The following is a 12,542-nucleotide window of genomic DNA, read 5'->3' on the forward strand; positions in this document are numbered from 1 at the left end:
GACACCCTCTACGCCATGCTCCGCGACGGCACCCTCTACCAAGCCCAAACACCCAAAACCGCTTGACGAAAAACATAGGGACACTCTCACCAAACACCCCATAAAGCCCGACGCTCTCTCACCAAACACCCCATAAAGCCCGACGCTCTCTCATTTCACACGGGTCCGGCCGTGGGAAGTGAGAGAGGATCGGCAAAAAGGGGGCGTTCCGTGAGAGAGCGTCCGTGGGGGTGGGGCTTCGAATGCCGTCCCGGCGACCGCCGAATGCCAGCTTGGTCCACGTGCGCCGGATTCTCTTGTAGGATTCGTCACAAGCCTGGTTGCGCGGATGCTCGACTGGGCTGCTCCGTTCCGGGACGTCCTTGGGGGCCAGCGGAGCGAAGCGTAGCTGGTTGTGTACTGGGCGCAGCCGGCACAAGTTCACATTGAAGGAATTGTCGATGTCTAGAAGTGGGCTCTCCTTTCCCTTTGGTGGTGCCATGGAACCGTCAGCGAACGACGCCGTCCAGGCTCCACCGCTCCCGCCTGTCAACGATGCCCGTGTGCGTCAACAGGCGCTGGAAATCATCAAGGACATCCTCAGCGAGTCCGATCCGCGCAGCGCATGGGCCCGCAACAACCTCCAGGAGCTGCTGGTCGAGCATCCCGGCGATCCCAAGGGCGTCCTGCTGGAGCACCTGATCCAGACCCGCACCGGCGTCGTGGTGCCGGACGAGTCCGTGGGGCATCAGGAATCCATGAGCCTGAACCGCGCGTCGGCCGACGCTCCGCACACGGTGACCGTTCCGGTCAACAGTGAAGTACGCAAACGTATCCAGTCCGTGTTGCGGGACAAGCTGCTGCTCACGGCCTTCCAGCCCATCCATGAAATCCCCGCCGGAGACGTCATCGGCGTTGAAGCCCTGATCCGTTTCGTGGAGCAGGACGGCGCTGCGGCGGACGTCTGGTTCCGCGAGGCGTCCCAAGCCGGACTTGGTACCGAGCTGGAGATCGCTGCCCTGCACTGTTCCCTGGCCGCTGCCGAGGAAATGCCCCAGGACATGTTCGTGGCCTTCAACCTCACACCGGAGTCCTCCAGGGATCCCCGTGTCAGGGCCTTGCTGGAAGAGGCGCGCCTTGATCCGTCGAGGATCGTCATTGAACTCACTGGAAGCCTGGAGTCAGCCGATGGCCTGGCGGGCGAGAACGGTTTTGGGCCGCTGCGTCGACGCGGCATGCGGCTCGCCGTCAGCGCATCGGGTGCGGGTTTCGTTTCCATGGACAAGATCGAGGAATTGCGTCCGGACATCATCAAGCTGGACCGCCACCTGATCTCTGGCATCGACAGCTCCGAGGGGCAACGCATCCGTGCCCGCGCAGTTGTTGAGCTGGCCAGGGAGCTCGGTGCATCCGTGGTGGCGCAGGGCATCGAGACCGAAGCCGAACTGAGCGAAGCCACGGAACTACACGTCGCCGCAGCCCAGGGTTACCTGCTGGGACGTCCGTCAGTGCACCCGCTCGACTGGTCCTCGTGGACCCTGCACTCCCAGCCCGAGGCTCAGTCGGTCGGCTAGCGGCCTGCCCGGGTTCCTGCACCGGCGAGTCGGAAGAACCTACAGTTCACGCGTGGTTCACGTGAGGGGCCCTGCCGCAAGGTACTGTCATGCCGTGGAGCAACTCTGCGCTGTCTTGGCGTGCATCGTGTTGGCGGGCTTGGCCATCTTCCAGGCCGCCCTGGCGGCAGGAGTGCCGTGGGGCAGGCTGGCCTGGGGCGGCCAGCATGTCGTCCTGCCAGGCAGGCTGCGGATCGGCAGCGTCGTCTCGATTGGGCTTTACGTCCTCTTCGGGTACACGGCACTCGCAAAAGCACACCTGCTGCCAGCGCTGGTAAGCGAACCCTTTACGGCCGTTTTTTGCTGGGTGTTGACGGCCTACTTTGGCGTGGGAGTGGTGATGAATGCCATTTCACGGAGCAGACCCGAGCGGTTTGTCATGACCCCTGTGGCCCTGGTCCTGGCCATGCTCTACCTGGTGTTGTCGCTGGGCGGCTAGCGACGCCGGCCGCCGTCGTGGTCTTCAGGGAACGGGACCGTCTCCGCCCTATGATGAACATGACTGGCGCCCGGACCGGGCGCGGAAATGAGGACCCTTTTCGATGTTCGCCGTCCCGGCACCTCCGGTGCGCCACCAGCAACTGCTCGTCACGATTTTCGGTCTCTACGGCCGGAACGCCGGTGACGCGTTGCCGGTTTCGGCGCTGATTTCCATGCTGGGAACCCTTGGCTACGACGCGCCAGGTGTCCGTTCGTCCGTCTCCAGGCTCAAGGCCAAAGGGGTGTTGAAAAGCGTGCGCGAGGACGGGATCGCCAAGTACAAGATTGCCGAGTCCGTCAGCGACGTGTTCCGGGAGGGTGACCGGCGGATCTTCGCTCCCGAGCAGCCCGCGCCGGTGGATACGTGGGTCCTGGCCGTGTTTTCCGTGCCCGAATCGATGCGGAACCGCCGGCACCAGTTGCGCTCGGCCTTGACCGGGTTGGGCTTCGGCTCCGTGGCGTCCGGAGTGTGGATCGCGCCCGCCCACAAGCTGGACCAGGCCAAGGAGCGGCTCACCGCCAGCGGGCTGATCGAGTTCGTGGACCTGTTCCGCAGCGACTACGTTTTCGATGGCCCCATGCGGCCCAAGATTGCCGAGTGGTGGGACCTCAAGGAGCTCGACGAAGAGTTCACGGAGTTCCTTGAGTTGTACGGGAATGCCGAGCAGGACTGGTCCGGGCGTCTTGGGGGCCAGTCGGCCGAGGCTACGGAGGAAGTACGCAGGGACGCGTTCCGCTACTACATCCCGATGCTCACCATGTGGCGCAGGTTCCCCTACAAAGATCCCAACCTTCCCGCGGACTACCTGCCTGCGGATTGGCATGGCCCCGCCGTCCGGAGGATCTTCCAGTCCGTACACCGGATGGCCGCGCCGCTTGCCGCTGAGTTCGCCCACGACGTCATCACCGGGGCCATGGATCCGGCGGCCAGCCAGGATTCCGCTGCACTGAAGTTGGGTTAGGGCCCGACGGCGGTACGCGCCACGGTCTGCGGGGGCAGGAAGGTGTACCCCGACGACCTACTTTGAGCCTCGCGGAGGCCGCGGAGGGCATTCTTGCGGCGTGTCGCGGGGGCTGCAGTCCAAAGTAGGTCGCTGCGGCACGCAGACGGTTCAGCTGTTGGCTGGTGCTACCGCGATGACCCCGAAGACGTCCCCTTGCAAGCCTTCCACGATGGCCATCCGACCGAATGGCGTCGAGGAAACCGGCATCAGCAGGGACGCGCCGAGTTGCTCAGCCTGGCAGGCCGTAGCGGCAACATCGTCGCTGGCAAACCACGTCAGCCAGTAATCCGGCATGGTCTCCGGGAGTTCGGTGTCGTAGTGCATGCCGGCCACTTCGCGTCCGTCAGTGGCGCGCAGGCACGTGGAGTAGACCATGTCCTCGCCGTCCACGTCGTGGTAGGCAAAGCCGAACACCTCAGCATAGAAAGCCCTGGCCGAGGCGTAGTCGTGGGTGTGGAGTTCATTCCAGCAGAGGGAGCCGTGCTCATTGAAGCGTTCTGCGCCTATGTGGTTTCCGGCCTGCCATACGCCAAAGGCCGCCCCCACGCTGTCCGCAGCTACGGCCATGCGTCCGGAATCCATGACGTCGAATGGCGGAACCAGCAGTTGCCCTCCGGCCGCCTTGATCAACTCGGCGCTGGCATCGACGTTGTCGGAGGCCAAATATGTGGTCCATGCCGTGGGATGGGCGGGATCCAGCTTGGGGCCGAGGCCGGCCACGGCGTGGCCGCCAATGTGGGCCAGAAGGTAATCACCCTCGCCAGTGAGGTAGTCCCACCCAAACAGCTTGGTGTAAAACGACTTGGCCGCCCCCACGTCGTCAACGGACAGGTCAACCCACATGGGCGTTCCGGCCGGCCATTTGGAAATCTTGGTGGACATGGTGACTCCTCGGAGTTGGCGTTCTCATGTGGATGGCTGCCTCCCCGGGAAAGCCCACGCGCATGGTCTGGAGAGGCAGCCACCCATCATGTAGGCGCCGGACCCGATTCGTGTCACGGTTTCAGTGCTGGTTTTCCAACTCCTGGTTTTTCAATTCCTCGCTGTCCAACTCCTCGTTGTCCAGCTCCTCCAGGACTGCCATGGCCGCGTTGTGTCCGCCCAGCCCACTGACTCCGCCGCCACGCCTTGCGCCTGCCCCGCACAGGAAGACCCTCTCATGGCCCGTAGCGACGCCCCAGCGCTGAGCCGCGGAGTTTCGCGGCTCGTCGTCGTCAAGGAACGGCCATTGCAGTTTGGCGTGGAAGATGTTGCCACCGGTCATGTTCAGGGCACGCTCCAGGTCCAGCGTGGTCTTTGCCTCGATACAGGGCTTGCCGTCGGCATCGGTCAGCAGCAAATCCTCGATCGGTTCGGCCAGGACGGAATTGAGCGAGGCCAATACCGCGGCTTGGAGTTCCGCGCGAACGCGATCGTTGTTCTCCTCGGTGACCAGCCGGTCCGGGGTGTGCAGGCCAAACACGGTGAGCGTTTGCGCGCCGGCGGCCACCAGATCGTCGGAAAGGATGCTGGGATCGGTGAGGGAGTGGCAGTAGATTTCACAAGGCAAAGGGGAGGGGATGCCGCCACCTTCGGCCGTCCTGTAGGCGGCTTCGAGTTGCCCATAGCGTTCGTTGATGTGGAAGGTTCCACCGAAAGCGGCCTCGGGTGCCACGGAGGTGTCGCGAAGCTTGGGAAGCCGGCTCAGGAGCAGGTTGACCTTGATTTGGGCGCCCTCAGGGCGTTCCACTGGGCCGCCAACCCCGCCAACCCCGCCAACGCCCGTCGGCAGGAGTCCCTGAAGCACCCACGGCGAGACATTGGCCAGGATCCGTTGGCCCGTGAAGACTTCCTCGGCGCCGCCACGCTGGAAGGTGACCTTGCCGTCGTCGGACAGGGCTGTGACCTCAGCGCCGGAAACCAGTACGGCACCGGCCTCGCGGGCGGCCCGTTCCAGTTCGCGCGTCACGGAACCCATTCCGCCCAAGGGGATGTCCCAGTCGCCGGTTCCGTTGCCAATCACGTGGTAGAGGAAACAACGGTTGGCGTCCAGCGAGGGGTCGTCCAGGGAGGTGAAGGTGCCGATAAGTCCATCCGTGGCGACGAGGCCACGCACCAGGTCGTCGGAGAGGCGGCTGGTGATGACGTCGCCCAGGGGTTTCTCGATGAAGTCGTTCCACAACTGCTCGTCGCCCACCAGTTCGCGGGCTTCGGACCGAGTGGGGAGCGGATCGCAGACCGTGGGGAACAGGGCCCTGGCCAGCTTTTCGGTGTCCGCGTAGAAGCCTTCCAAAGCATCGAAGTCGGCTTCGGCGCCAACGCGTGCAAAGGATTCGCGGCTGGCGCTGGGATCGCCACCGTCGATCAGCAAGCCTGTTTCGGTGTTGCCAGGGCTGGGCGTGTAGGAGGAGTAGCGGCGCCGGGCCAGGGCGATGTCCAGGCCGAGTTCGCCGATGATGCGCTGCGGGAACAGGCTGACGAGGTACGAGTACCGTGAGAGCCGGGCGTCCAGTCCCTTGAAGGCGGTGGCCGAGATGGCGGCGCCACCAAAGTGGTGGTCGCGTTCCAGGACGGCGACGCTCTTGCCGGCCCGGGCCAGGTACGCGGCTGCGGTCAATCCGTTGTGGCCGCCGCCAACAATGACGGCGTCGAAGTGTGTGTTTTCCATGTGGCGAGAGTAGCCATGCAATGGTGTTACTTACTGAAATAACTCTCTAAAGTAAGCGATGCTTGGTCTTGCGAAGCAAGGGTGGCGGGCAAGCGTAAGCCGCTTGCCCGCCGTCGTGCAGTTTCTCAGATGGTGCGCGTCGCCTTGGCGAGGTTTTCGCGAAGTTCGACGGCGTTCTGCCGGACGACGTACGCGGGGCGGTCGCGCTCGACGCGCCAGCTTTCATCGAGGGTTCCGACGTTGACGGTGTCGAAACCGAACTCGTCATACAGCTTGGTGACCAGCTCGGCGGCTTCCGTGAAGTCGCTGGCCGTGGCCAGTGCCCGGCGGTTCTCCGTGCCGGCTGGGGTGCCGTCCTTGGTGATGTCCGAGGCGGCGATGTGGTTGAAGCCCTTGGCCACCTTGGAGGTGGGGAGGTGCTTCTGGAGCAGCCCGGAGGTGGTGGCCTCGCCCTTGTCGAGCTCGGGAATACGACCGTCGCGCTCCCAGTAGTAGTTGTTGGTGTCGATCACGATTTTGCCTTCGAGCGGCTCGACCGGGATGTCCCGGTAGGCCTTGAGGGGAACGGTGACGACGGCGAAATCGCCCGCCGCTGCTGCCTCGGCTGCCGTTGCAGCCCGGGCGCGCGGCCCCAGCTCGGCGACGAGATCCGTCAGGGTTTCCGGACCACGTGAATTGCTGATCACGACGTCATAGCCCAGCTCCACGGCCTTGCGTGCAACCTGGCTGCCAATATGTCCTGCACCGATGATTCCGATTGTTGTCATGCTGGGTCCAACAAGAAGTTGCAGACGCGTATTTCCAGCGTTACGCAATATGTCTGTTCCCCACGCAAAATCCGATGCCCCACGCGCCGGCTATATACTAAGTAGTCTTACTAAGCTGTTGGGGCTGTCAGGAACGAGGAGGTTGGGATGGCTGGACATTTGGAATTGGTTGATGCGCCCGATGGGGGCTACCGCGTGCTGATGGTGGATGGCGATGACTCGCTGATGGGCCTGTCCAGGCGTTACGCATCGGTTGACGAAGCGGTACAGGCCGTGGAGAGCCTCCGCGAAGTTGCGGGGACAGGGCTGCTGCGCCAGGGTTCAGCGGATCGGTATGCGCTGTTGGAATCCGAGGAATTCATGATGGACCGGGCGCTGGCGGGGCCGGCTCCTGCGCAGGTGGAGGTGCAGTGATGGCCAAGCCCAAGGGCGTGCTCTTCGACGTCGACGGCACTCTCATCGATTCGAGCTATTTCCATGCGCTCGCATGGTGGCAGGCGTTCCGGCGTGAGGGCCTGGACGTTCAGGTCTCCGATATCCACCGTTGCGTGGGCATGGGCGGGGACAAGCTGGTCAGGCACCTGGTTCCGGATTGTTCCGATGAGTTGCTGGAATCCCTGAAATCGAGCCACGGTGCCGTGTTCTCGACCTTTTGGCCGGCACTCCGTGCCTTCGACGCAGCCCGGGATCTCCTCGCCGCCTGCTCTGGCGCTGGCCTTGCTGTTGGACTGGCTTCCTCCGCCCAGCAACGCGACCTGGACGTGAGCCTGGGTGTCCTGGATGCCGGGGACTCGATCGATGCGTGGACCAGCTCCAACGATGCCCAGGAGAGCAAGCCCGCGCCGGACATCCTGTTGGCCTGCTTGGAGAAACTGGAACTGCGCCCGGAGGACGTGGTGTTCGTGGGTGATGCCGTGTGGGACGTCAAAGCGGCTTCCAGTATCGGCGTTCCCGCCATCGCCATGACCTGCGGAGGAATCAGTGAGGCGGAACTCCGGGAGGCCGGTGCCGCGGAGGTCTACGACAATCCGCGGCACCTCCTGGAGAACCTCGAACGCAGTGCCATTGGACGGCTCGCTGCGGAAGCGGCCGCTGGCTAGCGCCGTTCGTAGGCGCTGCGCCGGCGTCCTCGGACTGCCCAAATAATCAGGGCGATGATGATCAGCACGGCAATTCCGCCCAGGACCCACGGAATCACGTTGGTGCGGTTCGCTTCCTGTGGATCGGACTCGCCGGTGCCTGGGTTTGCCGGGCCGCTGCCCGCCGGGTTGGGGGTCTCTGACGCCCCTTGTGATGGTGCGGGGTTGGTTGGCGTCTGCGTTGACGGACCCGATGGGGTGCTCGAGGCAGGTGACGGGGTGGGCGTCGTTGCTGATATTGTGCCGGAGACCGAGCCGGGGGCGGCCGCTTGGGCGGCGCCCACCGAGAGCAGGGATCCGGAAAGCAGTGTCAGTGCAAGGACGGTCGGGGCTAATCTACGAAGCATCGTTTCTCCTTTTCAGGGGCTCGTTCAGTCGAGGATGTTCATAGTAATAAGTATACTGATTATTAGGAAAAAAGTCCGGGGATGCCGGATGTCCACGGCATCCCCGGCTGGGAACTAGCGGTTCAATTTGTTCGAGTCAGGCTCCCTGTCGCCAATGTGGCCGGGTGCGTTGGCCGCCAGCACGCGCTGGACGAAAGCGCTGTACTCCTCCATATAGTGACGCAGCAGCGCGGCGGTGCCTTCGTCCTTAACTGTCCCATCGGCGTCGTAAGCGTCTGCGACGAAGCGGATGTAAGCTTCCGGAGCGTTCAGCTGCGGCGCATCGAGGAAGCTCAACACGCTGCGCATGGACGACTGCATCACCGCGGTGCCGATGCCGCCTGGCGAAGCTCCGATGATCCCCGTGGGCTTCCGCGCGAAGGAGTTGGTGCCCCAGGGCCTTGAACCCCAGTCGATGGCGTTTTTCAGCGCCCCGGGGATGGAGCGGTTGTACTCGGGGGAGACGAAGAGGATGCCGTCCGACGCTGCAATCGCGTCCTTCAGTGCCTTGCCTGCGGGCGGGAAATCGGCGTCGTAATCGGAGCTGTACAGCGGCAGGTCCTTGATTTCGATCTCATGGAATTCCAGTTCGGGCGGCGCCACGCTGATCAGCGCCTTGGAGAGGGTCCGGTTGATGGAGGTGCTTGAGAGGCTTCCTACGAAATAGCCGATCTTGAATGTGTCCATGGCGGCGTTCCTTCCCGACGGCACGGCCGGAGCCGGCTCGACGACGGTGCGGAGGCTGGTTGCCCCGGCTCACGTTCGACCCTAATTCAGTTGCGCACATAGCGCAGCCCCCTACTACCGCCGCCCCTCCCACGTGCATAAACTCGTGGCAACTGAGTTCTGGGCCGGTTCCTGGAAGGGGTGGCGGGTGAAAGCAGGCATTGCACGCGAGACGCTCGACGGCGAGCGGCGGGTGGCGGCCACACCGGAAACGGTCAAGCAATTGGTGGCGTTGGGCCTGGCTGTGGAGGTCGAGTCAGGAGCCGGTGCCGCTTCCGGCCACAGCGACGATGACTACCGTGCCGCCGGCGCCACTTTGGTTCCCTCCTTGGACCTCGGGACACTCGATATTTACTGCCACGTGCGCCCCTTGGACCCGACGACGGCGGGAGCCCTCCGCCGGGGAACCGTCACGGTGGGGTTGGGGTCGCCGTCGTCGGAGTTGCCTACTGTCCGCGCGCTCGCCACAGGTGGCATCACTTCGTTTGCCCTGGAACTGGTTCCGCGTATTTCCCGGGCCCAGTCGATGGATGCGCTCACGTCACAGGCGCTCGTGGCGGGGTACCGCTGCGTGCTGGAAGCCGCCATGCGCTTGCCCCGGTTCTTCCCGCTCTACATGACCGCCGCCGGGACCATCCCGCCTGCCAGGGTGCTCGTCCTGGGCGCGGGTGTCGCCGGGTTGCAGGCCATCGGAACAGCCAAGCGTCTCGGGGCCCGCGTCTCAGCCAACGACATCCGTCCTGCGTCGGCCGACGAGGTGGCGTCCATGGGCGGAACCTTCATCAAACTCGACCTCGAAACGGCCGAGGCTTCCGGCGGATACGCGCGTGAACTCAGCGCTGACAGGGGCGCGTTGCAGCGCGCATTGCTCACCCCGCACGTTGCCCAGGCCGACGTGCTGATCACCACCGCAGCTGTCCCCGGGCGGAGGGCGCCGATGCTCGTCAGCCGGGACATGGTCCAGGGCATGCGTGCCGGTTCGGTGGTTGTGGACCTCGCGGCGGAGTCCGGAGGCAACGTCGAGGGCGTCATTCCCGGGCAGGACCTCCACATCCCAACCGCCGACGGTCAAGGCACCATCACCCTGGTGGGCCTCAAGGACCCCGCGTCCGCCATGCCTGCCGACGCGTCCCGGCTCTACGCGAAGAACGTCGCCAACCTGATCGCCCTGATGACCAAGGACGGCGTGGTTGCGCCCGACTTTTCCGATGAGGTGGTGGCGGGCACCTGTTTAACGCACGACGGCGTCATCAGGCATGCGCCCACGGCGGATGCACTCGCTGCGCTCGCCGGAGAGACGGCTGCTGAAGCGTCAACCCACGGGACAGAAGGAGCGCATTGATGGATGGCATGAGCCTGCTGACAATCACCGTGCTGGCGGTCTTCGTGGGGTTCGAGGTGGTCTCCAAAGTGTCCAGCACCCTGCACACGCCGCTGATGTCCGGGGCTAACGCGATCCACGGGATCATCCTGGTGGGAGCGATCATCGTTGCCGGGCAGGCGTCAGAGCCGTGGGTCCTGGTGGTGGCGCTCCTCGCGGTGGTCCTCGCAACGGCCAACCTGGTGGGCGGCTTCGTGGTGACCGACCGCATGCTGGAGATGTTCCGCGGAAGGCAGCGGCCGCCGTCGGACGTTAACTCCGGCGGCAAGGCGGGCCGGGCCGTCGAGGAGCGTAGCCGGTGACGCTCTTGGACCCCACCTGGACTGCGCTCCTCTACTTGGCTGCCGCGGCGTGCTTCATCCTCGCCCTCAAAGGACTCAGTTCGCCGCGGACCGCCCGACGCGGGAATCTCATCGGCGCGTTCGGAGCGTTGCTGGCAGTGGTGACCGTCTTTGTGTCCGTAAAACTGGACAACATCCCGTGGATCCTCGGCGCGATCGTGGTGGGTTCCGGGGTGGCTGCGCCCGTTGCCCGGCGGGTGCAGATGACGCAGATGCCGCAGCTCGTGGCGTTGTTCAACGGCGTTGGCGGCGGCGCCGCGGCGTTGGTTGCCCTGTTGGAGCTGCCTCACACCGAGGACCCATGGGTGCGCCTTGCCATCGTGTTCACCCTGCTGGTGGGTGCTGTTTCCTTCGCCGGTTCGGCAGTCACGTTCGCCAAGCTGCAGGGCCTCATGACCACGCGGCCCGTGACGTTCCCTGGGCTGCCGGTGCTGATGGCTATGGTGTTGCTGGCGGCTATCGCTGCGGGTGTGGTGGTGATCGTCAGTGGCGCGCCGGGGTGGGCGATTGTGCTGCTCGTGCTCGGGCTTGCGGCCGGCGTGCTGCTGGTTTTGCCTGTGGGTGGTGCCGATGTGCCGATCGTCATCTCGCTCCTGAACGCCTTCACCGGCCTGGCGGTGGCCGCCTCCGGAGTGGTGCTGGGGAACGTGTTGCTGGTTGTCGCCGGAACCTTGGTGGGAGCCTCGGGCACCATCCTCACCAGGGCCATGGCAGCTGCGATGGGTCGCAGCGTGGCCGGCATCCTGTTTGGCGCCTTTAAGGGAGGTTCGACGGCGGGATCCACCGCGGTGAGCGAGCGTCCGGTGCGCTCGTCCAGCGCGGAGGACGTTGCGGTGCTCCTTGGCTACGCGCAGCGGGTGATCATCGTTCCCGGCTATGGCTTGGCGGTGGCCCAAGGGCAGCACACAGCAGCGGAGCTTGCCCTGGCATTGGAATCCCGTGGGACAGAAGTCGATTTCGCGATCCATCCCGTGGCCGGACGCATGCCCGGGCACATGAACGTGCTGCTGGCCGAGGCGAATGTGCCTTACGAATCGTTGAAGGAAATGGGCGACATCAACTCGGAGTTCAAGACTGCCGACGTCGCCCTGGTAGTGGGCGCCAACGACGTGGTGAATCCGGCCGCCAAGACCACGTCCGGTTCGCCCATCTACGGGATGCCCATCCTGGAGGTCGCTGATGCCAGGCAAGTGGTGTTCCTCAAACGCTCCATGCGCCCCGGATTCGCTGGCATCGAGAACGACCTGCTCTATGAGCCACAGACCACGCTGCTGTTCGGGGATGCGAAGGATTCGCTGACCAAGGTCCTCGGGGCGGTGAAGGCGCTGTAGCTCAGGCTTCGTCCCGCACGGCGGCGGTAGCCTCTATTTCCACGAGTTGGTCCGTGTATCCCAGCACGGTGACACCCAAGAGTGTGCTGGGAACGTCGTGATCGCCGAAAGCTTCGCGGACAACGTGCCAGACGGAGACTAGGTCGGATTGCTGGGACGATGCCACCAACACCCTGGTGGCGACGACATCCTTGATCCCTGCCCCGGCGGCTTCCAACGCAACCACCATGTTTTCGATCGCCTTTTCTGCTTGCAAGCGGTAGTCCCCAACGCCGGCGGTGGTTCCGTCTTCGTTCAGCGGGCAGGAGCCAGCCAGGAAAATGAACCGCATGCCGCTGGGAACGGTCGACGCGTAGGCATACTCGGCGATCGAACTGAGATGTGCTGATCGAATGAGGTCGATGGCATTCGCCATGGTTGTCTCCTTGCTGGATGGTCGCGTGGGTTCTGGCGTCATAGTAGTCTGCCGGTTCCCGGCCGCCACCTAGGTGATTTTTCGCAGCACCTAATTTTTGGTTTTTGCCACCTAATTTCCCTCGTTTCGGTCTAGGGAGAGCCTTTTTCGCCACCTAGAGGCGTTTTTGTGTGTTCACAATGTCCCCGGCTGCGCGGCCATTTCCGGTCGCGGGCACCCACAGTTTTGGTGGGTTTGTTTTCGAGGGCTATTGGGGGCCTTTTGTATGGCTGTTTTTGATCTGGGCGCGCAGACGCTCACAACACTTGCTCGGCAATCCGATGCCTCCCATCA

Annotated in this window: 14 protein-coding genes; 8 read left to right on the forward strand and 6 right to left on the reverse strand. The window is 64.2% G+C overall.

Annotated elements, in window-relative coordinates; all coding sequences use genetic code 11:
* Nucleotides 1–440: 440 nt before the first annotated feature.
* The 3 genes from ACIPV6_RS23440 to ACIPV6_RS23450 all read left to right on the forward strand — a co-directional run bounded on the left by ACIPV6_RS23440 (nucleotide 441) and on the right by ACIPV6_RS23450 (nucleotide 3,034).
* Entirely contained in the window at nucleotides 441–1,553 is a 1,113-nt protein-coding gene (locus tag ACIPV6_RS23440) for an EAL domain-containing protein (protein ID WP_400273194.1), read from the forward strand.
* Between the two features lie 94 nt (nucleotides 1,554–1,647).
* Nucleotides 1,648–2,031, forward strand: coding sequence for a hypothetical protein (locus ACIPV6_RS23445; RefSeq protein WP_400273195.1), 384 nt, complete (start codon nucleotides 1,648–1,650; stop codon nucleotides 2,029–2,031).
* Nucleotides 2,032–2,134: 103 nt separating this feature from the next.
* Nucleotides 2,135–3,034, forward strand: coding sequence for a PaaX family transcriptional regulator C-terminal domain-containing protein (locus ACIPV6_RS23450; RefSeq protein ID WP_400273196.1), 900 nt, complete (start codon nucleotides 2,135–2,137; stop codon nucleotides 3,032–3,034).
* A gap of 150 nt (nucleotides 3,035–3,184) precedes the next feature.
* On the opposite strand, the gene ACIPV6_RS23455 is transcribed toward ACIPV6_RS23450, so the two are convergent.
* From ACIPV6_RS23455 to ACIPV6_RS23465, 3 genes are all read right to left on the reverse strand, one after another.
* Nucleotides 3,185–3,958, reverse strand: coding sequence for a VOC family protein (locus ACIPV6_RS23455; RefSeq protein ID WP_400273197.1), 774 nt, complete (start codon nucleotides 3,956–3,958; stop codon nucleotides 3,185–3,187).
* Between the two features lie 121 nt (nucleotides 3,959–4,079).
* Nucleotides 4,080–5,723, reverse strand: a complete 1,644-nt coding sequence (locus tag ACIPV6_RS23460) for a phytoene desaturase family protein (RefSeq protein ID WP_400273198.1) — start codon at nucleotides 5,721–5,723, stop codon at nucleotides 4,080–4,082.
* Nucleotides 5,724–5,848: 125 nt separating this feature from the next.
* Entirely contained in the window at nucleotides 5,849–6,490 is a 642-nt protein-coding gene (locus tag ACIPV6_RS23465; RefSeq protein ID WP_400273199.1) for an NADPH-dependent F420 reductase, read from the reverse strand.
* A 147-nt stretch (nucleotides 6,491–6,637) separates the two neighbouring features.
* Between ACIPV6_RS23465 and ACIPV6_RS23470 the strand changes: the two genes are divergently transcribed.
* Together ACIPV6_RS23470 and ACIPV6_RS23475 are read left to right on the forward strand one after the other, a co-directional pair.
* Nucleotides 6,638–6,904, forward strand: coding sequence for a hypothetical protein (locus ACIPV6_RS23470; protein ID WP_400273200.1), 267 nt, complete (start codon nucleotides 6,638–6,640; stop codon nucleotides 6,902–6,904).
* On the forward strand, nucleotides 6,904–7,590 hold the full coding sequence (locus ACIPV6_RS23475; protein ID WP_400273201.1) for an HAD family hydrolase: 687 nt from the start codon (nucleotides 6,904–6,906) through the stop codon (nucleotides 7,588–7,590). The genes ACIPV6_RS23470 and ACIPV6_RS23475 overlap by 1 nt, the downstream gene beginning before the upstream one ends.
* Here ACIPV6_RS23475 and ACIPV6_RS23480 read toward each other — a convergent pair.
* Both ACIPV6_RS23480 and ACIPV6_RS23485 read right to left on the reverse strand, forming a co-directional pair.
* The gene (locus tag ACIPV6_RS23480; RefSeq protein WP_400273202.1) at nucleotides 7,587–7,976 is read right to left on the reverse strand and encodes a hypothetical protein; all 390 of its coding nucleotides are present in this window, start codon (nucleotides 7,974–7,976) and stop codon (nucleotides 7,587–7,589) included. The genes ACIPV6_RS23475 and ACIPV6_RS23480 overlap by 4 nt on opposite strands.
* Before the next feature lie 114 nt (nucleotides 7,977–8,090).
* Nucleotides 8,091–8,702, reverse strand: coding sequence for an NADPH-dependent FMN reductase (locus tag ACIPV6_RS23485; RefSeq protein ID WP_400273203.1), 612 nt, complete (start codon nucleotides 8,700–8,702; stop codon nucleotides 8,091–8,093).
* A 187-nt stretch (nucleotides 8,703–8,889) separates the two neighbouring features.
* Between ACIPV6_RS23485 and ACIPV6_RS23490 the strand changes: the two genes are divergently transcribed.
* From ACIPV6_RS23490 to ACIPV6_RS23500, 3 genes are read left to right on the forward strand one after another with little or no spacing between them, the layout of a single operon-like run.
* Nucleotides 8,890–10,083: an NAD(P) transhydrogenase subunit alpha gene (locus ACIPV6_RS23490; RefSeq protein ID WP_400273204.1), complete on the forward strand. Its 1,194-nt coding sequence runs from the start codon at nucleotides 8,890–8,892 to the stop codon at nucleotides 10,081–10,083.
* The gene (locus ACIPV6_RS23495) at nucleotides 10,083–10,424 is read left to right on the forward strand and encodes an NAD(P) transhydrogenase subunit alpha (protein WP_400273205.1); all 342 of its coding nucleotides are present in this window, start codon (nucleotides 10,083–10,085) and stop codon (nucleotides 10,422–10,424) included. The genes ACIPV6_RS23490 and ACIPV6_RS23495 overlap by 1 nt, the downstream gene beginning before the upstream one ends.
* On the forward strand, nucleotides 10,421–11,794 hold the full coding sequence (locus tag ACIPV6_RS23500; RefSeq protein ID WP_400273206.1) for an NAD(P)(+) transhydrogenase (Re/Si-specific) subunit beta: 1,374 nt from the start codon (nucleotides 10,421–10,423) through the stop codon (nucleotides 11,792–11,794). Before ACIPV6_RS23495 ends, ACIPV6_RS23500 begins: the two co-directional genes overlap by 4 nt.
* A gap of 1 nt (nucleotide 11,795) precedes the next feature.
* On the opposite strand, the gene ACIPV6_RS23505 is transcribed toward ACIPV6_RS23500, so the two are convergent.
* Entirely contained in the window at nucleotides 11,796–12,209 is a 414-nt protein-coding gene (locus tag ACIPV6_RS23505; protein WP_400273207.1) for a RidA family protein, read from the reverse strand.
* Between the last annotated feature and the right edge of the window lie 333 nt (nucleotides 12,210–12,542).

The organism is Paenarthrobacter sp. NPDC089988, assembly GCF_044748465.1.
GTDB lineage: Bacteria > Actinomycetota > Actinomycetes > Actinomycetales > Micrococcaceae > Arthrobacter.

Bases quoted from the DNA above. Each gene is read 5' to 3' on its own strand.
- ACIPV6_RS23475 (WP_400273201.1), top strand. From the start codon at position 6,904: ATGGCCAAGCCCAAGGGCGTGCTCTTCGACGTCGACGGCACTCTCATC.
- ACIPV6_RS23455 (WP_400273197.1), bottom strand. From the start codon at position 3,958: ATGTCCACCAAGATTTCCAAATGGCCGGCCGGAACGCCCATGTGGGTT.
- ACIPV6_RS23440 (WP_400273194.1), top strand. From the start codon at position 441: ATGTCTAGAAGTGGGCTCTCCTTTCCCTTTGGTGGTGCCATGGAACCG.
- ACIPV6_RS23450 (WP_400273196.1), top strand. From the start codon at position 2,135: ATGTTCGCCGTCCCGGCACCTCCGGTGCGCCACCAGCAACTGCTCGTC.
- ACIPV6_RS23505 (WP_400273207.1), bottom strand. From the start codon at position 12,209: ATGGCGAATGCCATCGACCTCATTCGATCAGCACATCTCAGTTCGATC.
- ACIPV6_RS23480 (WP_400273202.1), bottom strand. From the start codon at position 7,976: ATGCTTCGTAGATTAGCCCCGACCGTCCTTGCACTGACACTGCTTTCC.
- ACIPV6_RS23460 (WP_400273198.1), bottom strand. From the start codon at position 5,723: ATGGAAAACACACACTTCGACGCCGTCATTGTTGGCGGCGGCCACAAC.
- ACIPV6_RS23470 (WP_400273200.1), top strand. From the start codon at position 6,638: ATGGCTGGACATTTGGAATTGGTTGATGCGCCCGATGGGGGCTACCGC.
- ACIPV6_RS23495 (WP_400273205.1), top strand. From the start codon at position 10,083: ATGGATGGCATGAGCCTGCTGACAATCACCGTGCTGGCGGTCTTCGTG.
- ACIPV6_RS23465 (WP_400273199.1), bottom strand. From the start codon at position 6,490: ATGACAACAATCGGAATCATCGGTGCAGGACATATTGGCAGCCAGGTT.
- ACIPV6_RS23485 (WP_400273203.1), bottom strand. From the start codon at position 8,702: ATGGACACATTCAAGATCGGCTATTTCGTAGGAAGCCTCTCAAGCACC.